The following is a 22,192-nucleotide window of genomic DNA, read 5'->3' on the forward strand; positions in this document are numbered from 1 at the left end:
ACGGAGGTCCGGAAGATCCAACGACTAGTCAGGAGCAGCCGGAAGTGGTCGACTTGGGCTACTACTGAAACAGGTTCTTGTTGGTGGGACGAGCGGGCAGGGGATCTCATGTCGACGAACGAGGCGCAGGAGACGGACGCGGCGCGGGAGGCGAACGCGGCGCGGGAGGCGCGAGGAGCGGCAGGACCGCACGGCCCGGAGCGCACGCCGCCCGTCACCGATCACGGCGGAGGCGTGTGGGGGATCAAGGTGCCCATCCCCGACAACCCCCTCGGCCACACCCTCGTCCACGTCCTCGACACCGACCGCGGCCCGGTCCTCGTGGACACCGGCTGGGACGACCCCGCCTCCTGGGACACCCTCGTCGCCGGCCTCGGCGCACTCGGCATCGCCGCCGCCGACGTCCACGGCGTCGTCATCACCCACCACCACCCCGACCACCACGGCCTGTCCGGCCAGGTCCGCGAGGCCTCCGGCGCCTGGATCGCCATGCACGCCGCCGACACCGAGGTCGTCGTACGGACCCGGTCCGCCGAGCCCGGCGTGTGGTTCGACTACATGAGCGAGAAGCTCGCGGCCGCCGGAGCCCCCGAGGAGCACATCGCCCCGCTGCGCGCCGCGCGCGCGAGCGGCCGCCTGCGCACCCTGCCCGGCCTGCACGCAGCCGTACCCGACCGGGAGATCGTCCCCGCCGAGCTGCTCCCCCTCGCCGGACGCCGGCTGCGCGCGATCTGGACCCCCGGCCACACCCCCGGCCACGTCTGCCTGCACCTGGAGGAAGCCCACCCGGCGAACCTCCCCGGCAACGGCCGCCTCTTCTCCGGCGACCACCTGCTGCCCGGGATCTCCCCGCACATCGGGCTGTACGAGGCCCCCGACGAGAACGGCGTCACCCGCGTCACCGACCCCCTCGGCGACTACCTCGACTCCCTCGAACGCATCGGCCGCCTCGACCCGGCCGAGGTGCTCCCCGCCCACCAGCACGCCTTCACCGACGCCCCCGCCCGCGTACGGGAACTCCTCGACCACCACGAGGAGCGCCTCACCGGCCTGTGGGCGCTGCTGGCCGAACCGCTGACCCCGTGGAGGCTGGCCGAGCGCATGGAATGGAACCGGCCCTGGGAGCAGATCCCGTACGGCTCCCGCAACATCGCCGTCTCCGAAGCCGAGGCCCACCTGCGGCGATTGGTGAAACAGGGCCGCGCGGAGGCGGTCCCGGGCAGCGACCCGGTGACGTACCGGGCGCTGTAGGGCCAGGCCGCCGGCCGGGGCCCGCACCCTACGGGCCGGTAGAGTGAACCCGTCGTCCACCCTTCCGTACGGGGGAAAGCCGGTGCGAATCCGGCACTGACCCGCAACCGTGACCCGCCCCCGGCCCGCCCGGCGGCGGGAAGTCGGAACGCCCCGTACCGGAGGTGCGCGGCTCGTGCCGCCGGACCCCCCGGCGGCCGGCACCGTCGAGGTATACGGAGCCGGAGCCCGGTGCCTGAGCGTGCCTGCCTCCAGCTCCCCAGCAGGAGAGGCACCCGCCCCCATGAACGTCCGTCGCAGCGCCGCCGCGCTCGCCGCCTCCGCCGTGCTCTGCGTGGGCGCCGCCCCCGCAGCCCTCGCCGACACCGCGCCGCCCGCCTCCCCCTCCGCGCCGCCGGTCATCCCCTCCGGGCTGTACGGCAAGAACGACCCGACGTACGACGGCGTGTGGCGGCAGTCCTTCGCCCTGCTCGCGCAGCACACCGTCGGCGTCAAGCCCGCCCCGCAGGCCGTCGACTGGCTGGTGGGCCAGCAGTGCGCCAACGGCGGCTTCGCCTCGTTCCGCGCGGAGCCGGGCACGGCGTGCGCGGCGACGACCATGTTCGACACGAACGCCACCGCCGCGGCCGTACAGGCCCTGAAGGCACTCGGCGGCAAGGACGAGGCCGTCACCAAGGCAGTGGACTGGCTCAAGTCCGTCCAGAACGAGGACGGCGGCTGGGCGTACGTGCCCGGCTCCCCCAGCGAGTCCAACTCCACCGCCCTGGTGATCAGCGCCCTCGCCGTGGCCGGCGAGAAGCCGGCCGAGATCAAGTCGAAGGCGGGCAAGTCGGCGTACGAGGGGCTGCTCCCCTTCCAGCTGGGCTGCTCCGCCGAGCCGGCCGCCGACCGGGGCGCGTTCGCCTACCAGCCGGTCGACGGCAAGCTCCTCGCGAACGCCGACGCCACGGCCGCCGCGGCCCTGGCCGGCCTCGGCAAGGGCGCGGCCGTCGTCCCGTCCACCACGGACACCCCGGCGGCCCCGCTGGTCTGCCCGGCGGCCGGCGCCGCGGACCCGGCGGCCGCCGCCCAGGGCGCGGCCGGCTACCTGGCGGAGGTCCTGAAGAAGGACGGCCACCTGACGGCCGTGACCCCGGGCTCCGACCAGGCCATGCCGGACACCGGCAACACCGCCGACGCGGTGATCGCCCTGGCCGCGGCCGGGCACAAGCAGTCGGCGGCGGGCGCGCTGGAGTGGCTCAAGGCCAATTCCGCGGAGTGGGCGAAGGGCAGCCCGGCGGGTCTCGGCACACTGATCCTGGCCGCGCACGCGACCGGAACCGACCCGAAGTCCTTCGGCGGCACCGACCTGGTCGCGGCGCTGAACGCGACCGGCCCGGCGCCGCAGGGCGCGGACACCTCCGCGACCGCGGTGGACAGCGAGAAGGACAAGCCGTCCGGCGGCCAGAGCGTGTGGTGGATCATCGGTGCGGGCGCCGCGGCCGGCGTCGGCATCGGCATCCTGCTGAGCGGCCGCCGCAAGAAGAACCAGCTCTGATGCGCCGCCGCCTCCTCCCCCGCGCCCTCGCCCTCGCCCTCGGTGTCGTGCTGGCCGTGCTGGCCGCCGGCCCGGCCCTGGCCTCGAGCTACCGCTACTGGTCGTTCTGGGACGGCGCCGGCGGTACGTGGGCGTACGCCACCGTCGGGCCGTCGATGGCCCGCCCGACGGACGGCTCCGTGCAGGGCTTCCGCTTCGCGGTGAGCAAGGACGCGGCGGCGGAGGCGGCGCGGCCGCGGGCGGCGGCGGACTTCACGACGATCTGCGGAGCGACGCCGGCGGCCGAGGGCAAGAAGCGGGTGGCGCTCGTCATCGACTTCGGCCTCCCCGAGGACACCCCGTCGGGCGAGACCCCGCCGCAGGCGGACCCGCGCACGGCCTGCGCCCAGGTGGCCCCGGAGGCCACCGCGGCCGATGCCCTGGCCTCGGTCGCGAAGCCGCTGCGCTACAACGGCGCCGCCCTGCTGTGCGGGGTCACGGGCTACCCGAAGCAGGGCTGCGGCGAGCCCCTCCCGGACGCCCCGCCCGCCACCCCCCAGCCGAAGGCCGACGCCGGCGCCGGCGCCGAGGAGGACACCGGCCCGTCGGCGGGCCTCCTGGCAGGCATCGCAGCCGTGGCCGCCCTGGCCGCGGCCGGCCTCTGGCAGTCCCGCCGCCGCACCCGATGACACCCCCCGCCCCCGGCACCCCGAACGCCGGTCCGCCCACCGGTGCCACCCGCACGGGCGGTGCGGGTGGGAACCCCGCCCGGCCGCAGGCCGGGGACACCCCCACCGGACCCGCACCCGCCCCCGCGGCCCCGACCCGGCGGAGCCGGCCCGGGGCGTCGGATCCCGGGCACGGGCCGTCGTACGGAAAATGGCGGGCCCCGCACTCCAGCCGGGCCACGGCCCTGCACGCGGGAGCCTGGTGGCTCTGGGCCCTCGGTCTGGCCACGGCCGCCTCGCGGACGACCAACCCCCTCCTCCTCGGCCTGATCGTCGGCGTGGCCGGCTACGTCGTCGCGGCCCGCCGCACGAACGCCCCCTGGGCCCGGTCCTACGGCGCCTTCCTCAAGCTCGGCCTCTTCGTCATCGGCCTGCGCCTCCTGTTCTCCATGCTGCTCGGCTCCCCCATCCCCGGCTCGCACACCCTGTTCACCCTCCCGGAGCTCCCGCTCCCGGCCTGGGCCCAGGGCATCCGCTTCGGCGGCCGGGTGACCGCCGAGCAGCTGGTCTTCGCCTTCTACGACGGCGCGAAGCTGGCCACGCTCCTCGTCTGCGTCGGCGCCGCGAACGCCCTCGCCAACCCGGCCCGGCTCCTGAAGTCCCTCCCGGCCGCCCTGTACGAGGCCGGGGTCGCCGTCGTCGTCGCGATGACCTTCGCGCCGAACATGGTCGCCGACGTGGTCCGCCTGCGGACCGCCCGCCGGCTGCGCGGCCGCCCCACCGGCGGGATCAAGGCCATCCTCCAGATCGGCCTGCCGGTCCTGGAGGGCGCCCTGGAGCGTTCCGTCGCCACCGCCGCCTCGATGGACGCGCGCGGCTACGGCCGTACCGCGCAGGTCCCTCCCGCCGTCCGGCACACCACCAACGTCCTCACCCTCGGCGGCCTGCTCGGCATGTGCGCGGGCACGTACGGGCTGCTCGCCGCCGAAGGCGCGGTGTACGGCCTGCCCGTCCTCCTCGTCGGCCTGGTCCTGGCCCTGGCGGGGCTGCGCCTCGGCGGCCGCAGGTCGGTGCGGACCCGCTACCGGCCCGACCGCTGGGGGCCGCGCGCCTGGCTGGTCGCCGGGTCGGGCGCGGCCGTCGCCGCGCTCCTCGTCCACGCGGGCACCGTCGACCCCGAGTCCCTGCACCCGGGCGTGGTCCCGCTGGTCGCGCCCGCGTTCCCGCTCTGGCCGGCGGCCGCGATCCTGATCGGCCTGCTGCCCGCCTTCGTGGCACCCGTACCGTCCAAGGAGGCGTCCCCGTGATCCGGTTCGAACAGGTCTCGGTGACCTACGAGGGCGCGGCGGGGCCCTCGCTCCAGGGCGTCGACCTGGTGATCCCGGAAGGCGAGCTGACCCTCCTCGTCGGCCCGTCGGGTGTCGGCAAGTCGACTCTGCTCGGCGCCGTCTCCGGTCTGGTCCCCCATTTCACCGGGGGCAGGCTGCGGGGCCGGGTCACGGTCGCGGGCCGTGACACGCGCACGCACAAGCCGCGGGAGCTCGCGGACGTGGTCGGTACGGTCGGCCAGGATCCGCTCGCGCACTTCGTGACGGACGTGGTCGAGGACGAGCTGGCGTACGGCATGGAGTCCCTCGGGCTGCCCCCGGCGGTGATGCGCCGCCGGGTCGAGGAGACCCTGGACCTGCTCGGCCTGAACGAGCTGCGCGACCGTCCCATCGCCACCCTGTCCGGGGGCCAGCAGCAGCGGGTCGCGATCGGCTCGGTGCTGACCCCGCACCCGAGGGTCCTCGTCCTGGACGAACCCACCTCGGCGCTCGATCCGGCGGCGGCGGAGGAGGTCCTGGCCGTGCTCCAGCGGCTGGTCCACGACCTCGGCACGACGGTCCTGATGGCGGAGCACCGGCTGGAGCGGGTGGTCCAGTACGCCGACCAGGTGCTGCTCCTGCCGTCCCCGGGCGCGGCGCCGGTGCTCGGCACGCCGTCGCAGATCATGGCCGTCTCCCCGGTCCACCCGCCGGTGGTGGCCCTGGGCCGCCTGGCGGGCTGGTCCCCGCTCCCCCTCTCGATCCGCGACGCCCGCCGCGAATCCGCCCCTCTCCGAACCCGCCTGTCGGCGGTGGAGACACGGGTCCGGCCGGAGCCCGGTCACCGCCCCGCCGCAGCCGACGGCCGGGCGGAGCCACATCCAGCCCCGCCTGGGGGCACCCCCGGACGGGGTCCGGGGGAGTTCGAGGCGCGGGGGTCCGGGGGCGGAGCCCCTGGCGCCGGAGCCGCCGGGCTGCTCACGCGTCTGCTCCGCCGGAGCAAGCCGACGGCCCCCGCCCCCGCGCCGGCCACCGGCGCGGACCTGGCCACCGCCCACAGCCTCGGCATCCGCCGCACCCGCACGGAAGTGCTCCGCGACATCGACCTCACCGTCGCCCCGGGCGAGACCATCGCCCTGATGGGCCGCAACGGCGCCGGCAAGTCCACCCTCCTCGCCGCCCTCACCGGCACCCTCGCCCCCACCACCGGCACCGTCACCGTCGCCGGCGCGACCCCGCACAAGACCGCCCCCGCGCAGATGGTCCGCCGCGTCGGCCTCGTCCCGCAGGAGCCCCGCGACCTCCTGTACGCCGACACGGTGGCCGCCGAGTGCTCCGCCGCCGACTCCGACGCCGCCGCACCCCCCGGCACCTGCCGGGACCTGGTCTCCGCCCTGCTCCCGGACGTCCCCGACGACACCCACCCCCGGGACCTGTCCGAGGGGCAGCGCCTGGCCCTGGCGCTGGCCCTGGTGCTGACCGGACGTCCGGCCCTGCTCCTCCTCGACGAGCCCACTCGCGGCCTGGACTACGCCGCCAAGGCCCGCCTGATCGAGATCCTGCGCGCGCTCGCCGCCGAGGGGCACGCCATCGTGCTGGCCACGCACGACGTGGAGCTGGCCGCCGAGCTGGCCCACCGCGTGGTGATCCTGGCCGGCGGGGAGATCGTCGCGGACGGCCCGACCGCCGAGGTCGTCGTCTCCTCCCCCGCCTTCGCACCCCAGGTCGCGAAGATCCTGGCCCCGGGCCACTGGCTCACGGTCGGCCAGGTCGCCGGGACCCTGGCCAAGGCCCCGGACGAGGCCCCGGAAGCCGCCACGCCCGGGACGGCCCCCGCATGAGCCGCGCAGCGCCCCGAGCCACCCGCCCCGCCCGGCCCTCCCGCCCCGCCCGGCCCATCCGCCTCGGCCCCCGCGCCGCCGCGGCCCTGGTCCTCGTCACCCTCATCGGCATCGCGGCCTTCGGCTGGCCGCTGCTCGCCGACCGGCAGTCGGGCCTCGCCCACTCCCAGGACGCCCCCTGGCTCTTCGCCGCGCTGCTGCCGCTCCTGGTCGCCGTGGTCGTCGCGACCATCGCCGACAACGGCATGGACGCCAAGGCGGTGGCGATGCTCGGCGTGCTGGCGGCCGTCGGCGCGGCGCTGAGACCGCTGGGCGCGGGCACGGCCGGCCTGGAGCCGATGTTCTTCCTGATGGTGCTCAGCGGCCGCGTCCTCGGCCCCGGCTTCGGCTTCGTGCTCGGATCGGTGACGATGTTCGCGTCCGCCCTGCTGACCGGCGGGGTCGGCCCGTGGATGCCGTTCCAGATGCTGGCCATGGGCTGGTTCGCGCTGGGCGCCGGGCTGCTGCCCGGGCCGGAGAGGATCCGGGGCCGGGCGGAGCTGCTGATGCTGGCGGCGTACGGCTGCGCGGGCTCGTTCGCGTACGGCACGGTCATGAACCTGCAGGGCTGGGTGATCCTGCAGGGCATGGGGCAGGGCATCTCGTTCCACCCGGGCGAGCCGGTCGCGGCGAACCTGGCGCGCTTCGTCGCGTACTGCCTGGCGACCTCGGTGGGCTGGGACCTGGGACGGGCGGCGCTGACGGTCGTACTGACCCTCACGCTCGGCGGCACGCTGCTGCGGGCGCTGCGCCGGGCGACTCGAAAAGCAGCGTTCGACGCGCCCGTCACCTTCGATTCGGGGGTGGAGAGTGGCCCGGACCACACCGACAAAAGGGACGAGTCGGGCACGGAGGGTGAGATCCGGGCCCCTCGGCGGTGACCCGCCCCACAGGACCCAGGTCACATACGAACCGGGATAGTGGTCCTTAAAGGTCCCGTATGCGCCCTGCCGCACCCCCTCCCACCTGGGCGGACGGCCCGCTGCCGGCAGGGGGGCCGTTCCGCCCCGGCTGCGAGGTCCACTAGTAAGAGGGGTCGTTGCCAGGGGGTCGGGGGGTCTGTAGAACTGGATGAGTCGCAAGGCGGCAGGGGTGCTTCACCCCCCCCCCCGCCGACGAACCCCTCTCCTCCCCGTGAGTGGCTCACGCATGTCACCGGCATGCCGCGACCGTCCCTGTCCCCTTCGGAAGGTCAGTCCGTGTCCAACACCGTCATCCGCCGCATCGCCGCTTCGAAGAAGACCCTCACGGGTACCGTCCTCGCCCTGGGTGTCGCCGGTTCCATGCTGGCCGCGGTTCCCGCGCAGGCCGCCCCGATGAGCGCCAAGGCGATCGCCCAGCAGATGATCAAGGACCCGGCCCAGTTCGCCGCCTTCGACAAGATCATCTCCCGCGAGAGCGGCTGGGACTACACCGCCACGAACTCCTCGTCCGGCGCGTACGGCCTGGTCCAGGCCCTGCCGGCCTCGAAGATGTCCTCGGCGGGCTCGGACTGGAAGACCAACCCGGCCACCCAGATCAAGTGGGGCCTGAAGTACATGAACGAGCGCTACGGCAGCCCCGTCGGCGCCTGGAACTTCTGGTCCGCCAACCACTGGTACTAAGCCACCAGCACGCGGCAGCCAGAGCAGCGGGCCGAGCGGCAGCCAGAGCAGAGCGGCGGCACGGCATACGAAGGCCCCGGTGGCCGGCCTCCCCAGGTCCGGCCACCGGGGCCTTCTGCATCCCATCCCACGGGGTCTGTGTTCAGCGCCTTGCGGCCCCTGCGGTCCCTGGTGACTACAGGCGCTGGATGATCGTGCCGGTCGCCAGCGCGCCACCCGCACACATGGTGATCAGCGCGAATTCCTTGTCGCGGCGCTCCAGCTCGTGTAGCGCGGTGGTGATCAGCCGGGCGCCGGTGGCGCCGACGGGGTGGCCGAGCGCGATGCCGCCGCCGTTGACGTTGACCTTCTCGAGGTCCTGGTCGAAGACCTGGGCCCAGCTGAGGACGACGGAGGCGAAGGCCTCGTTGATCTCGACGAGGTCGATGCCCCTGAGGGACATGCCGGCCTTGCCCAGCACGGCCCGCGTCGCGTCGATCGGCCCGTCCAGGTGGTAGTGCGGGTCGGCGCCGACCAGCGTCTGGGCGACGATCCGCGCGCGCGGCCGCAGCTTGAGCGCGCGGGCCATCTTGCGCGAGGCCCACATCACGGCGGCGGCCCCGTCGGAGATCTGCGAGGAGTTCCCGGCGGTGTGCACGGCGGTCGGCATGACCGGCTTGAGCCGGGCCAGCGCCTCCATGGAGGTATCGCGCAGGCCCTCGTCCCGGTCGACCAGGCGCCACATGCCCTGCCCGGCGGCCTGCTCCTCCTCGGTCGTCGGCACCTGCACGGCGAACGTCTCGCGCTTGAAGCGCTCCTCGGCCCAGGCGGCAGCGGCCCGTTCCTGCGAGAGCAGCCCCAGCTTGTCGACGTCCTCGCGGGTCAGCCCCCGGTGGCGGGCGATCCGCTCGGCCGCCTCGAACTGGTTGGGCAGGTCCACGTTCCACTCGTCCGGGAACGGCTTGCCCGGCCCGTGCTTCGACCCCGATCCCAGCGGTACGCGGCTCATGGCCTCGACCCCGCAGGCGATGCCGATGTCCATGACCCCGCCGGAGATCATGTTGGCGACCATGTGGTTGGCCTGCTGGGAGCTGCCGCACTGACAGTCCACCGTGGTCGCGGCGGTCTCGTACGGGAGGCCCATGGCGAGCCAGGCGTTGCGGGCGGGGTTCATCGACTGCTCGCCGGCGTGGGTGACGGTGCCGCCGACGATCTGCTCGACGCAGTCGGGCTGGATTCCGGTGCGGGCGAGGAGCTCCCGGTAGGTTTCGCCGAGCAGGTAGGCGGGATGGAGGTTGGCGAGCGCGCCCCCGCGCTTGCCGATGGGGGTGCGTACGGCTTCGACGATGACGGGTTCCGCGGCCATGAGCTCGTCCTCTCCTGCACTGCGACAGCGCGGCGGGCCGTCCCGGCGCCCCGCCCTGAACTAGTACGCGTTCTAGTTCTCCCCGCAGTCTTATGACCTCAAGCCCCGGCACGCAAGGGTCTTGCACGCGGCCTGCACGGATTCCACACGCAACAGTTGACGCACCGACCCTTGTCACTTCTAGAACTCGTTACTACCTTCAAGCCAACTTCTGATGGGCCGTCAGACTTTGGAGTCGCCCGATGTCCTGCCCCGCGCTGCCCGAAGGCTTCGACGCCACCGACCCCGACCTGCTCCAAAGCCGCGTCCCGCTCCCGGAGTTCGCACAGCTGCGGCAGACCGCCCCCGTGTGGTGGTGCCCGCAGCGGCGGGGCATCACGGGCTTCGACGACGAGGGCTACTGGGTCGTGACCCGGCACGCGGACGTCAAGTACGTCTCCACGCACCCCGAACTGTTCTCCTCCACCACCAACACGGCGATCATCCGCTTCAACGAGCACATCCAGCGCGACCAGATTGATGCCCAGCGTCTGATCATGCTGAACATGGATCCGCCGGAACACACCCGCGTACGCCAGATCGTGCAGCGCGGATTCACCCCGCGGGCGATCCGCGGTCTGGAGGACGCCCTGCGCGACCGGGCCCGGAAGATCGTCGAGGAGGCGGTGACCGGGTCCGGCGACGGCAGCTTCGACTTCGTCACGCAGGTGGCCTGCGAACTCCCGCTCCAGGCCATCGCGGAGCTGATCGGCGTACCGCAGAAGGACCGGGCCAAGATCTTCGACTGGTCGAACAAGATGATCGCCTACGACGACCCGGAGTACGCGATCACCGAGGAGGTCGGCGCCGAGGCGGCGATGGAGCTCATCGGCTACGCCATGAACCTGTCCGCCGAGCGCAAGGAGTGCCCGGCCAAGGACATCGTGACGCAGCTGGTGGCGGCGGAGGGCCAGGGCAACCTCGGATCGGACGAGTTCGGCATGTTCGTCCTGCTGCTGGCGGTCGCGGGCAACGAGACCACGCGCAACGCGATCAGCCACGGCATGCACGCCTTCCTCACCCACCCCGAGCAGTGGGAGCTCTACAAGGCGACCCGGCCCTCGACGGCGGCGGAGGAGATCGTGCGCTGGGCCACCCCGGTGGTGTCCTTCCAGCGCACGGCGACCCAGGACACCGAGCTGGGCGGCCAGAAGATCAAGGCGGGTGACCGGGTGGGCATGTTCTACTCCTCCGCCAACCACGACCCGGAGGTCTTCACCGATCCCGACGTCTTCGACATCACCCGCGATCCCAACCCGCACCTGGGCTTCGGCGGCGGCGGCCCGCACTTCTGCCTCGGCAAGTCCCTGGCCGTGATGGAGATCGACCTGATCTTCAACGCCCTGGCCGACGCCCTGCCCGACCTCCGCCTGACCGGCGAGGAACCGCGCCGCCTGCGCGCGGCCTGGCTCAACGGCATCAAGGAACTCCGGGTCAGCCACGGCTGACCCGCGCCCCAGCACGGCAGGGGCCCCTCCTCCCGCGCCCGGGCCCCTGCCGCCCACCGGCCCAATCCAGCCGCCGGCCCAATCCAGCCCCGCCGGCGCTTGAGGCGCGGGGTCCGGGGCGGAGCCCCGATCGGTGAGGCCAGCCGGCACCGACGGACGCGGACCCCCGGTGCCGGGCCCCGATCCGCCGACCCCGCCCACCCCGCCCACCCAAGTGGCGCACCCGCCCGAACCGGGCGATCCTGACAGACAGCGGCGATCCAGCCGAAGGGGCGCCGGGGCCAATGCGCCCCGGCGCCCCTTCGGCCCGCACAAGCCGGACCCGCACAGTCCCGCACAGGCCCGCACAGGCCGAAGCCACCCCCCAGTGCCAGACTGAAGGCATGGCTACGCTCAGCCAGTCCTTCCGGGGCCGACTCGTGCAGCCCGGAGACCCCACCTACGACGAGGACCGCCGCGTCTGGAACGGCTCCGTCGACCGCTCCCCCGCCCTCATCGCCCACTGCACGGGCGTCGCGGACGTCATCGAGGCGGTGCGCTTCGCGGCCGGCCCCGCCGCCGGACTGCCCGTGGCCGTACGCGGCGGCGGACACAGCTTCCCCGGCCAGTCCGTGTGCGACGGCGGGATCGTCGTCGACCTCTCCCCCCTGCGCGGCATCCGCGTCGACCCCGACGCCCGCACCGTCCGCGCCCAGGCCGGGGTCCTCCTGGGCGAACTCGACCACGAGACGCAGGCGTTCGGCCTGGCCGTACCGGCCGGGATCGTCACGCACACCGGCCTGGCGGGGCTCACGCTCGGCGGCGGGATCGGCTGGCTGATGCGCAAGTACGGGCTCACCGTCGACCAACTGCTCTCGGTCGACCTGGTCACCGCCGACGGATCCTTCGTGAAAGCCGACGAGGACGAGAACCCGGACCTGTTCTGGGGCGTGCGCGGCGGAGGCGGGAACTTCGGGATCGTCACGGAGTTCACGTTCCGCCTCAACCCGCTCGGGCCGATCGTACTGGCCGGCCCCGTCATCTGGCCGATGTCCGAGTCGGCCCGGCTGCTGCGCTTCTACCGCGAGTGGATCACCGCAGTGCCCGACGAGCTGACGACCGCGGTCGTCCACCGCAAGGCGCCGACGGCCCCGTACATCCCCGCCCGCCTGCAAGGGAAGCCGGTCGTGATGGTGGTCTGCTGCTACGCGGGCCCGGTCGAGGAGGGCCAGGAGGTACTGCGTCCGCTGCGCGAGGACGCCGGGACCGCGCCCGTACTCGACCTGTGCACGCCCAAGCCGTTCACCGAGCACCAGGCCATGTTCGACCCGTCGTTCCCGCACGGCCGCTGGTACTACTTCAAGTCGTGCGACGTCGACCGGCTCACCGACAAGATCATCGACAGTACGGCGGAGCACGCGTCCCGGATCGTCTCGCCGTTCACCGCCTTCCCGATCTTCCAGCTCGGCGGGGCCATCGCACGCGTCGGGGAGGACGAGACGGCCTTCGGCGGGCGCGGCGCCGGGCACACCTTCAACATCAACGGGACGACGGAGGGCCCGGAGGGCTTCGAGCAGGAGCGGACGTGGGCTCGCGGCCTGTGGTCGGCGCTCGCGCCCCACCAGACCGGGGTCTACGCGAACTTCCTGATGGAGGAGGGCGAGGAGCGGGTCGAGCAGGCCTACGGACCGCGGAAGTACCGGCGCCTGCGCGAGCTGAAGCGCCGCTACGACCCCGGGAACCTCTTCCGCCTCAACCAGAACATCCCGCCCGCCGCCACCGCACCTGCGGACACCGAGCCCGCACCGCCCGCACAGACGGGGCCGCCCGCACAGACGGGGCCACCGGCGGAGGCCGGGCCTACGAAGACCGGGCCCCTGCCGGAGTCCTGAGCTCCTGCCCGTTCCCGTTCCCCGTCCCCTGTCCCTCTCCCCGCTCCCCGGCGCCCGCCGTGCGCTGCGCGGGCAGCACCGCCCGCAGCCGCCGCGGCCCGGAGAGCACGTACACGAGCCCGAATCCGGCGCTCACGACGACCGCGCCGCCCACCGCGTCGAGGACCCAGTGGTTTGCGGTGGCGACGATCGCGCACACCGTGATCAGCGGGTGGAGCGCGCCGAGCAGCTTCTGCCAGCCCTTGGGCGCCAGCACGACGATCACGATCCCGCACCACAGCGACCAGCCGAAGTGCAGCGAGGGCATCGCCGCGTACTGGTTGGAGATCGCGGTCATGGCCCCGTAGGACGGGTTGGCCAGGTCCTGCGGGCCGTGCACGGTGTCGATGAAGCCGAGGCCGGGCATCAGGCGGGGCGGCGCGAGCGGGTACAGCCAGAAGCCTATGAGGGCCAGTACGGTCGCCAGCCCCAGGGAGGCGCGCGCCCAGCGGTAGTCGCCGGGGCGCCGCCAGTACAGGACGGCCAGGATCGTCAGCGGGACCACGAAGTGGAAGGAGGTGTAGTAGAAGTTGAAGAACGCCTCCAGCCAGGGCGTGGCGACGACGGCGTGGTTCACGGCGTGCTCGATGTCGAGGCCCAGCGCCCGCTCGATCCCGAGGATCTGGCTTCCGTTGCCCTCGGCGAGGTCGCGGCTGGTGGGGGCGGCGGCCCTGATGTGCGAGTAGAGCGAGTACCCGACCCGTATCAGCAGGAGTTCCAGCAGCAGGTTGGGGCGGGACAGCACGCGCCGCCAGAACGGCAGCAGCGGCACCCGCTGCCAGCGGGCGGCCGCGGGCTTCCCGTAGGCCGTCGGTACGGGCTCGCGCCAGTACGGCGAGGAGCGCGGCAGGAACGGTACGGCGCAGGCGGCGGCCAGCGCGGCGAGCAGCAGCACGTTGTCGCGTACGGGGGCCAGCGCGGCCAGGTTCGGCAGCAGCACCGCGCTGGGCAGGGTCATCGCCAGGACGACGGCGACGGGCCACACGGGCCGGTCCGCGGCGCGCCTGCCGACCTTGCCCGCGACGGCGAGGAGCACCCACAGCAGCTGGTGGCGCCAGCCGGCCGGGGACACGGCGACGGCCACGCAGCCGGTGACGGCCACGGCGAGCAGCAGCTGACCGTCGCGGGCGTAGCGGACGGCGCGGCGCAGACCGATGAAGGCGAAGCCGGCCGCGAGGGCCGCGTAGAGCAGGATCTCGACGGGTCCGGTCAGGCCGAGGCGCAGCAGCGCGCCGTGCACGGACTGGTTGGCGAGGCTGTCGGGGGCCCCGCCGAGGCCGGTGCCGGCCAGGTGGTGGATCCAGTACGTCCAGGAGTCGCGGGGCATGGCCGCCCAGGACAGCGCGGTGGCTCCGGCGAAGGTGACGGCGGCGGCCCCGGCGGCGGGCCGGCGGCCGGTCAGCCACAGGAGCGGCGCGAAGAGCAGCAGCGCGGGCTGGAGGGCCGCGGCCAGGCCGATGAGGAAGCCGGCCTGGCGCCCGCCGGGGACGCGGAAGACGGCCAGGAGCACCAGGAGCACGGGCAGCACGGCGGTCTGGCTGGGTGAGGCGGCTTCGCGGACGGGCAGCGAGACCATCATCAGGGCGGTCAGCACGGGCGCGGCGAGCAGTGCGGTGCGGCGCGGCACGGGGTCGGGCAGGCCGCGCGCGGCGACGAGTCCGATGGCGGCGACGAAGAGCAGCGTCAGGGAGATCCAGGCGACCTCCAGCGACGGCGCCGCGAGGCCGACGAGCGGTTTGAGGACCAGCCCGGCGAAGGGCGTGCCGGTGAACTGGCCGGTGTCGTAGATCGAGCCGGGAAGGCTGCCGGGGAGGTGGAAGCCGCTCAGCCACTGGCCCGGTGGGACGCTCAGCACGACGGCGGCCTGTCTGACGGCGAGTGCCCCCGCCAGCGCCCACAGGAGGAGGCGTGCCGCCCCGAGCCTGCTGCCGCTACCGCCTATGACTCCGGCATGTCCGTGCCCACCACTGTGCTCCGCCGCGTTAGCCACGCCTCGCCGGCCTCCCGCCCTGTTGACCGCAACCCTGACTTTGCCTGGCTGCCGCGTTTCGTGCCCCGTTCCATTACCTGGACGACGATATCCCGCGCGGGATACCTAGGATGGCCCGCATGAGCATCGTGAAGATCAACGCGCTGACCGTTCCGGCCGAGCAGCGGGAGGTTCTGGAGCAGCGCTTCGCCTCGCGCGCGGGGACCGTGGAGAACTCGGACGGCTTCGAGTGGTTCGAGCTGCTGCGGCCGGTCGAGGGCACCGACCAGTACCTCGTCTACACGCGGTGGCGGTCCGAGGAGGACTTCCAGGCGTGGATGGAGGGGCCGATGAAGGCCGCGCACCAGGGTGGCGGCGGGGCCGGCGGGGCTGGTGGCGAGGGCGGCGAGCGCCCGAAGCCGGCGGCTTCGGGCTCGTCGGTGTGGTCGTTCGAGGTCGTGCAGCAGGCGTCGCCGAAGAAGGCGTGAGGGCATGACGCGTACGGCGTGACGGCGTACGGCGTACGGCGTCACGGCATGAGGCGCTGAGGAGCGGCCCGGGGCGTTCGCGGCCCCGGGCCGCTCCTCGCCGCGCTCAGCTCCAGAAGGTGTCTTCCTCGTCGATGTCGGCCGTGCACTGGTCGATGTCGGTGATCTTGTGGCCGACGATGGTGAAGAAGAGGCCCTGCCGGATCTCGATGCCGCGGTCGCCGCGGTCGCCGCGCGCCGTGTGGAAGCTCATGACGTGGCCCCGGCCGTCGGCGAGGACGGATTCCAGGTGGACCTGGAAGGTGCCGTTGGTCTCCTCCCCGAGCCGGCGGTAGAAGTCCATGACGTTCTCCCGCCCCTTGTGGTGCCCGGACAGCGGGTTGGCGCCGGGCACGTGGTGGATGACGTCGGCCGTCATCAGCGTGCCCAGCATGTCCATGTCGCCCTTGGCGAATGCCTCGTAGCCGCGGCGGATCAGGGCGCAGTCGGGATGCTCGGACATGTGGTTTCACACCCTCCAGAACGCACGGTTTGCCCTTTTTTCCTATCATCAGCCCGTGCCTGTGGATATTGCACGCCAGAGATCCGCGGCGAACTCCACAATGACGCCATGACCACTCACAGCGAACACCGCACCGGCACCCACACGCCGACCTCGACGCCGACGTCCACGCCCATGTGGACTGTGGCACCCGAGCCGTTCACCACTCCTGACGCCACGGTCCTGCGCCGCGCGTACTACGCCGAGGTCGCGGGCCGTTACTGGAAACGCTCCGTCACCGAGGCCGAGATCGACCAGGGACTCCTGGACTTCCCCGACGACGGCCTCCTGCCGCCCACCGGCCAGTTCGTCGTCGGCCGGCTGGACGGCGAGCCCCTGGCATGCGGCGGAATACGCCTCCTCGACCCCGCCACCGCCGAGCTCACCCGGGTGTACGTCGACCAACGCGCCCGCGGCACGGGCGGCGGCGCGGCCCTGCTCGAAGTCCTCGAAGCCGAGGCCCGCGCGCTGGGCGCCGAGCGGATCCGGCTGGACACCAGGTCGGACCTCGTCGAAGCCCGGGCGTTGTACGCGCGTCATGGCTACGCGGAAATACCCGCGTACAACTCGGGCCCGTATGCGGAGCACTGGTTCGAGAAGCGCCTGGTCTGACCCTGCGCGCCGTCGGACGGGGCTAGGGGGTGTCTGACGGATGCCCGCGGCGTCGCGACGCCCGGCACGCACTCTCGCCGCACCGGCCGAAAGCCCGAGTACGCCCAGCACGCAGGCTTCCGGCCGCCACACCGAGAGCACGCACCGGACGCCACTCCTTCCCCACGGACACCCGTCAGACACCCCCTAGTGCGCGGCGTGGTCGCGGCGGGGCAAGGCGTCGTAGGGCTCCTCGGCATCGGACCCGCAGAGCTCCGCGTTGATCTCCTGGACCAGCTTGACCAGGTCGGTCGGGCGGTCCGGGCCCCACCAGTCGCCCAGCAGTTCGGCGAGGGACTCCTCCCGCGCGGCGGAGAGCCTGGCCGCCGCCTCGCGCCCCTGGTCGGTGAGGATCAGCGCGAGCCCGTCCCGTACGGCGAGGTGACGCTCCTCGACCTGCCGGGCGGCGTCCGTGATGGCCTTCAACGGCACGATCGTGCGCTCGGCCAGCACCGCGGGCTCCGCCGAGCCGTACTTGTTGATCCGCAGCAGCAGCCAGCTCGCGGCAGGCAGCAGGTCGTACCCGGCTTTCGCGGTGATCTTCTCGTAGACGTGCCGGCGGCCCTCCCTGGTGCCCAGCACCGACAGCGCACGGGCGACCTCATCACGGGAGGACCGCTCAACGGGGTTTGAGGCGAGGGTCTCTGTCACATCGGGCGCGGTGACCGAACCGCGCAGCTTGTCCTCCTTGAGGAACCAGGCGACCACGAACGCGACGAGGACGACGGGCACGGCGTAGAGGAAGACGTCGGTGATGGCGGTGGCGTAGGCGTCGAGGACACGGGGCCGCACCTCGGCGGGGAGTGTGCCGATGGCCCGCGGGTCGGCCTCCAGCTGCGCGGCGCTCGCACCGGGTGGCAGCCGCACGCCCGTGAGGGCCGTGGCCAGCTTCCCTTCGAGACGGTTCGTGAAGATCGTGCCGAAGATCGCGACGCCGAAGGAGGCACCGATGGAACGGAAGAAGGTCGCCCCGGAGGTCGCGACTCCGAGGTCCGCGTAGCTGACGGAGTTCTGCACCACCAGCACGAGCACCTGCATGACCAGGCCGAGCCCCGCGCCGAAGACGAAGAAGTAGACGTTCATCTCCCAGGTGGAGCTGGTGCGGTGCAGTTGGTGCAGGAGCAGCAAGCCGACGGCGGTGACGGCGGTCCCGGCGATGGGGAAGACCTTCCACCGCCCGGTGCGGCTGACGATCTGGCCGGAGACGGTGGAGGCGATCAGCATGCCGAGCACCATCGGCAGCATGTGGATTCCGGACAGCGTCGGCGAGACGCCCTGGACGACCTGGAGGAAGGTCGGCAGGTAGACCATCGCCCCGAACATGGCGAAGCCCACGACGAAGCTGATCACCGAGCAGAGGGTGAAGGTGCGGATGCAGAACAGTTTCAGCGGCAGGACCGGTTCCGCGGCCTTGCGCTCCACGAACAGGAACACGGCCAGCAGCACCGCGCCGAGGATGGCGAGCCCGATGATCTGGGCCGAACCCCAGGCCCAGGTGGTGCCGCCGAGGGAGGCGACCAGGACGAGACAGGTGGCGACGGACGCGATGAGGAAGGTGCCGAGGTAGTCGATGATGTGCTTCGAGGAGGGCACCGGGATGCGCAGCGCGCTCGCGATCACGGCGAGCGCGACCAGACCGATGGGGATGTTGATGTAGAAGACCCAGCGCCAGGACAGGTGGTCGACGAACAGGCCGCCCAGCAGCGGTCCCAGGACGCTCGTCGCACCGAAGACACCACCGAACAGGCCCTGGTACTTGCCTCGTTCGCGGGGCGGGACGATATCGCCGACGATCGCCATGGACAGCACGATCAGCCCGCCGCCACCCAGGCCCTGGAGGGCGCGGAAGCCGATGAGCTGCGCCATGTCCTGGGCGATCCCGCACAGGGCGGACCCGATGAGGAAGAGGACGATGGCGTACTGGAACAGCTTCTTGCGTCCGTACTGGTCGCCGAGCTTGCCCCACAGGGGGGTGGCGGCGGTGGAGGCGAGCATGTAGGCGGTGACGACCCAGGACAGGTGCGCCATGCCGCCGAGTTCGCTGACGATGGTCGGCAGGGCGGTGGAGACGATGGTCTGGTCGAGGGAGGCGATGAGCAGGCCCAGGAGCAGGGCGCTGATGGAGACGAGAACCTCGCGGGAGGCACGTTCGGCGGCGGGTCCGGAGTTCTGCGGGCCGTGACCGGGGTCCACGGCATCCGTGGTCACATCCTGGGCCATCGATTCCTCCTCAGGCCGGATCAACATCTCCATCCTGCGCGGTGTGTCCGGTTATGGCCTCTCGGCAGGGTGGGCGGAGGGTTGGGGGCGGCCCGGCGGGTCTGCATAATGCCTGGCAGTGGCCAGGGAGGGATTCCAGTGAACGGTGAGCACTGTCCAGATTGCGGCGCCCGCGGGGCCCGCTGCCGGTGCGTGCCGGGTGCGGGTTTCGACCCCTTGCGCATCCGCCCGTACGTCTCGCTGCCCGACCCGGGCGAACCGGACGAGGACGACCTGCCGCCTCCGCCTCCGATACCGCGCGTCGTGACGCCGGCACGGCAGGCCGATACCCCGGCGTACGGAATACCCGCGCCCCCGCCCCACCAGCCCTGGCCCGCCGACGAGCCCGGCCTGGACGACCGTCACGCTCCGGGGCACCCGCACGCCCCGGCACGCTCGGCGCACCCGGCCGAGCCGTCGCACCCGGCGGGGAGACCGGACCCGGCCGAAACGGTGCAGCTCCGTGCCGTCCCGGCCGGGACCGGGACGCACCCGAACGCAGTCGGGTCCGGGTCTGGGACCGAGTCCGGGTTCGGGTTCGGGTTCGGGGGGAGGGGAGGGGGAGGGGGCCCCGAGACGCGGAGCCGACCCGCTGCCCGCCGCCTGCTCCCGCTCCTGATCGCCGCCGCCGCAGTGGTGGCCCTCGGCGGGACGGCCATGGCCCTGTGGGTGCTCCCGGACTCCCAGGGCACGGACACCGCCCTCATGGACGCGAAGGCCTCGGCGCCCGTGTCGAGCGTGGCCCCGCCCAGCCCGTCCCAGAGCCCGGCCCCTTCCAGTTCGGCCAGCCCCTCTCCTTCGGCCTCGGCCTCGCCGTCCCCGTCGCCGAGCACGTCGAAGTCCTCTTCGCCCTCCCCGAGCGCGTCCCGCTCCTCGGCGCCCCCTTCCCCGAGCGCGTCACCGAGCACGAGCCGCACCCCCACCCCCTCGCCGCCGGCAGCGGCACCGACCCTGCGGTACGGGGACTCGGGCGCGGAGGTGGAGAAGCTCCAGCGGCTGCTGGCGGCCAGGGGCCTGTACACGTCCAAGATCAACGGAAGGTTCGACTGGCGGGTGGAGAACGCCGTGTCGACCTTCCAGTACCAGAACGACATCGACGACGAGGAGTGGGGCGTCTACGGCCCGATCACCCGCAAGGCCTTGGAGGGCTGAGGGCTGACGACTCCCCCGCGCCGAAGACCGCCGGCGGCGGGCCCGCTCCTGAGGAGAAGCCACGGAGGGGGAGGCAACGGGCGAGCGGGGAGAGAAGGGACAGGGGTCACACCTCCGGCGGTGGCGCGGACCGCCACCGTTTTGTATCGTGGAGGAACAAAGTGGTTCCGTCCTCTCTCCCTGACCGGTGGACGGAACCACTTGTTCTCTTTTTCCCGCCCCGTCTGGAGCCCTCCGATGCCGGCCAGCACCACCGCACCCGTCGTCCTCACCGCCAAGGCCCTGCTGCTGGACATGGACGGCACCATCGTCAATTCCGATGCGGTGGTCGAACGCTGCTGGCGCGAGTGGGCGGTATCGAACGGACTGGATCCGGAAGAGGCCCTCAAGGTGGTCCACGGCCGCCAGGGCTACGCGACCATGGCGGTCCTGCTGCCGGACCGCCCCATGGAGGTCAACCACGCGGAGAACGCCGTGATGCTGGCCCGCGAGACCGCCGACACGGACGGCGTGGTCCCCGTTCCGGGCGCTCCGGAGTTCATGGAGTCGATCGCGGAACTGCCGCACGCGCTGGTCACCTCCGCCGACGCGGCCCTGGCCACGGCCAGGATGACCGCCGCGGCCCTGCCGATGCCCGCCGTGCGCGTCACCGCCGAATCAGTCCGGGCCAGCAAGCCCCACCCCGAGGGCTTCCTCGCGGGCGCCGCCGCGCTGGGCATGGACCCGGCCGACTGCATCGTGTTCGAGGACTCGGCCGCAGGCATCGCCGCCGGTCAGGCCGCGGGCATGCGCGTGATCGGCATCGGCCCCCGCGCGGCCGCCCACAACCCGACGACGCACGCCCCGGACCTCCCGTCCCTCCGCGTGGCCACGGCCCGGGACGGATCGATCGAGATCACGGTCCACGCGACGGCCTGACGACCACGGCGCCCCGCAGTGCGCGCGGGGGACTGCGGGTGGCCGGTGAGCGTGCGGCACGCACCCTCGGGGACCCCGAACACCGCGGCGCCGCCCGCGATGTGACCACCGGGCCGAACCTGGCGGCCGCCCGCGACCTGCCCTTGCGGCGGCCGTAGGACCCGAAGGCCCCGGGCGGGACCGAGGGCCCCGGACCCGGGGCCCTCGGGTCCCCCCGGCCCCGCCCCGCACCCTGGGCTCCCGCACCCACGGCTCGCGCACCCTCGACGACCACTCCCTCGACGACCGCTCCCTCGACTCCCGCAGCCTCAGCCCGCGATGGCCTCGTACAGGGAGAACACCGCCAGCGCCGCCATCACCGCGGCCGCGATCTTGGTGATCAGGCGCAGCGGCACGTACTTCATCAGGGTGCGGCCGCCCAGGATGCCGATGCCCGCGACCGCCCACAGGGCGAGTACGGCGCCGAGGCCGACCGAGACCGGATTGTCGTACCGGGCGGCCAGGTTGGCGGTCATGATCTGGGTCAGGTCGCCGAACTCGGCGACCAGGATGAGCATGAAGCCGGCCCCGGAGACCTTCCAGAAGGACTGGTCGGCGGGCGGCTTGACCTCCTCCTCGCCTTCGTCCTTCTTCCACAGCAGCATGGCGGCGCCCGCGAGGAAGAGGACGCCGACGACGGCCTGTACGAGCCGGTGCGGGAGCAGGGTGAGCACGCTTCCCGCGGCGATGGCGAGCGCGACGTGTACGGCGAAGGCTGCCGCGACGCCCGCGAAGACGTACGAGGCGCGGTAGCGGGTGCCGAGCATCAGGCCGGCGAGGGCCGTCTTGTCGGGGAGTTCGGCGAGGAAGACGACGCCGAAGGCGATCGCCGTGACGCTGAAGCTGAACACGGGGGTGGAACCTCAATCGGTAGGGCAGGGCGCCGTCTGTACCGAGAGACCTGGAGTGCTTGCTTCAGGGGTCGCTTCGGCTCGGCGGCGCCCTGGCTGGCGTATGCGCGCATGGCTGCGCGCGCACGCAGGAACAGGACACTGCGGCCGAAGGTCTCGCTGGCCGGCCGCCGTGTGCGGCCTGCCTCCGGGCGCCGGCTGGGGTGACCCAGCAGTATGTCGACGGTCCGGCGAAGAGCTACTCCCCTTCTGCTCCGACAAGGGTACGCGACGCCGGGGGGTGTCCGGAATAGGCCCTTGGTCCCGCTCTACGCAGGCGGCGGCACCCCACGCCGCCGGAATCTCAACTTCCGCTT

18 protein-coding genes are annotated in these 22,192 nt (G+C 73.0%); 13 read left to right on the forward strand and 5 right to left on the reverse strand.

Annotated elements, in window-relative coordinates:
• Positions 1–108: 108 nt before the first annotated feature.
• The 7 genes from ACTVZO_RS13300 (at position 109) to ACTVZO_RS13330 (ending at position 8,226) form a co-directional block, all read left to right on the forward strand.
• Entirely contained in the window at positions 109–1,251 is a 1,143-nt protein-coding gene (locus ACTVZO_RS13300; protein WP_443298574.1) for an MBL fold metallo-hydrolase, read from the forward strand.
• 283 nt (positions 1,252–1,534) lie between these two features.
• On the forward strand, positions 1,535–2,788 hold the full coding sequence (locus ACTVZO_RS13305) for a prenyltransferase/squalene oxidase repeat-containing protein (protein WP_443298575.1): 1,254 nt from the start codon (positions 1,535–1,537) through the stop codon (positions 2,786–2,788).
• A complete protein-coding gene (locus tag ACTVZO_RS13310) occupies positions 2,788–3,456 on the forward strand; it encodes an SCO2322 family protein (RefSeq protein WP_443298576.1) in 669 nt (222 codons plus the stop codon). Before ACTVZO_RS13305 ends, ACTVZO_RS13310 begins: the two co-directional genes overlap by 1 nt.
• Complete coding sequence (locus tag ACTVZO_RS13315; protein WP_443298577.1) at positions 3,453–4,742, forward strand: energy-coupling factor transporter transmembrane component T; 1,290 nt, start codon at positions 3,453–3,455, stop codon at positions 4,740–4,742. The genes ACTVZO_RS13310 and ACTVZO_RS13315 overlap by 4 nt, the downstream gene beginning before the upstream one ends.
• Positions 4,739–6,583, forward strand: coding sequence for an ABC transporter ATP-binding protein (locus tag ACTVZO_RS13320; protein WP_443298578.1), 1,845 nt, complete (start codon positions 4,739–4,741; stop codon positions 6,581–6,583). The genes ACTVZO_RS13315 and ACTVZO_RS13320 overlap by 4 nt, the downstream gene beginning before the upstream one ends.
• Complete coding sequence (locus ACTVZO_RS13325; RefSeq protein WP_443298579.1) at positions 6,580–7,503, forward strand: ECF transporter S component; 924 nt, start codon at positions 6,580–6,582, stop codon at positions 7,501–7,503. The genes ACTVZO_RS13320 and ACTVZO_RS13325 overlap by 4 nt, the downstream gene beginning before the upstream one ends.
• A gap of 279 nt (positions 7,504–7,782) precedes the next feature.
• Positions 7,783–8,226, forward strand: a complete 444-nt coding sequence (locus ACTVZO_RS13330; RefSeq protein WP_443298580.1) for a transglycosylase SLT domain-containing protein — start codon at positions 7,783–7,785, stop codon at positions 8,224–8,226.
• A gap of 175 nt (positions 8,227–8,401) precedes the next feature.
• Here ACTVZO_RS13330 and ACTVZO_RS13335 read toward each other — a convergent pair whose 3' ends face one another.
• Entirely contained in the window at positions 8,402–9,571 is a 1,170-nt protein-coding gene (locus tag ACTVZO_RS13335) for a steroid 3-ketoacyl-CoA thiolase (RefSeq protein WP_443298581.1), read from the reverse strand.
• A gap of 242 nt (positions 9,572–9,813) precedes the next feature.
• Between ACTVZO_RS13335 and ACTVZO_RS13340 the strand changes: the two genes are divergently transcribed.
• Entirely contained in the window at positions 9,814–11,058 is a 1,245-nt protein-coding gene (locus ACTVZO_RS13340; protein WP_443298582.1) for a cytochrome P450, read from the forward strand.
• Positions 11,059–11,441: 383 nt separating this feature from the next.
• Positions 11,442–12,929: an FAD-binding oxidoreductase gene (locus tag ACTVZO_RS13345; RefSeq protein ID WP_443298584.1), complete on the forward strand. Its 1,488-nt coding sequence runs from the start codon at positions 11,442–11,444 to the stop codon at positions 12,927–12,929.
• On the opposite strand, the gene ACTVZO_RS13350 is transcribed toward ACTVZO_RS13345, so the two are convergent.
• A complete protein-coding gene (locus tag ACTVZO_RS13350) occupies positions 12,898–14,958 on the reverse strand; it encodes a bifunctional glycosyltransferase 87/phosphatase PAP2 family protein (RefSeq protein WP_443298585.1) in 2,061 nt (686 codons plus the stop codon). The two genes, ACTVZO_RS13345 and ACTVZO_RS13350, sit on opposite strands and share 32 nt — an antisense overlap.
• Positions 14,959–15,077: 119 nt before the next feature.
• On the opposite strand from ACTVZO_RS13350, the gene ACTVZO_RS13355 reads away from it, so the two are divergent.
• A complete protein-coding gene (locus ACTVZO_RS13355) occupies positions 15,078–15,425 on the forward strand; it encodes an antibiotic biosynthesis monooxygenase family protein (protein ID WP_443298586.1) in 348 nt (115 codons plus the stop codon).
• Positions 15,426–15,531: 106 nt separating this feature from the next.
• Here the strand turns inward: ACTVZO_RS13355 and ACTVZO_RS13360 are convergent, their stop codons facing one another.
• Entirely contained in the window at positions 15,532–15,927 is a 396-nt protein-coding gene (locus ACTVZO_RS13360; protein WP_443298587.1) for a nuclear transport factor 2 family protein, read from the reverse strand.
• Between the two features lie 174 nt (positions 15,928–16,101).
• On the opposite strand from ACTVZO_RS13360, the gene ACTVZO_RS13365 reads away from it, so the two are divergent.
• A complete protein-coding gene (locus ACTVZO_RS13365) occupies positions 16,102–16,578 on the forward strand; it encodes a GNAT family N-acetyltransferase (protein WP_443303158.1) in 477 nt (158 codons plus the stop codon).
• 186 nt (positions 16,579–16,764) lie between these two features.
• Here ACTVZO_RS13365 and ACTVZO_RS13370 read toward each other — a convergent pair whose 3' ends face one another.
• On the reverse strand, positions 16,765–18,837 hold the full coding sequence (locus ACTVZO_RS13370; RefSeq protein ID WP_443298588.1) for a DHA2 family efflux MFS transporter permease subunit: 2,073 nt from the start codon (positions 18,835–18,837) through the stop codon (positions 16,765–16,767).
• A gap of 216 nt (positions 18,838–19,053) precedes the next feature.
• Here ACTVZO_RS13370 and ACTVZO_RS13375 point away from each other — a divergent pair, with 216 nt between their 5' ends.
• Positions 19,054–20,028: a peptidoglycan-binding domain-containing protein gene (locus ACTVZO_RS13375; protein WP_443298589.1), complete on the forward strand. Its 975-nt coding sequence runs from the start codon at positions 19,054–19,056 to the stop codon at positions 20,026–20,028.
• A gap of 237 nt (positions 20,029–20,265) precedes the next feature.
• Positions 20,266–20,946, forward strand: coding sequence for an HAD-IA family hydrolase (locus ACTVZO_RS13380; RefSeq protein WP_443298590.1), 681 nt, complete (start codon positions 20,266–20,268; stop codon positions 20,944–20,946).
• Between the two features lie 308 nt (positions 20,947–21,254).
• Here ACTVZO_RS13380 and ACTVZO_RS13385 read toward each other — a convergent pair whose 3' ends face one another.
• Positions 21,255–21,836: a TMEM165/GDT1 family protein gene (locus tag ACTVZO_RS13385; RefSeq protein WP_443298591.1), complete on the reverse strand. Its 582-nt coding sequence runs from the start codon at positions 21,834–21,836 to the stop codon at positions 21,255–21,257.
• Between the last annotated feature and the right edge of the window lie 356 nt (positions 21,837–22,192).

Origin of the sequence: Streptomyces sp. IBSNAI002 (assembly GCF_052244475.1) — a bacterium.
Lineage (GTDB): Bacteria > Actinomycetota > Actinomycetes > Streptomycetales > Streptomycetaceae > Streptomyces.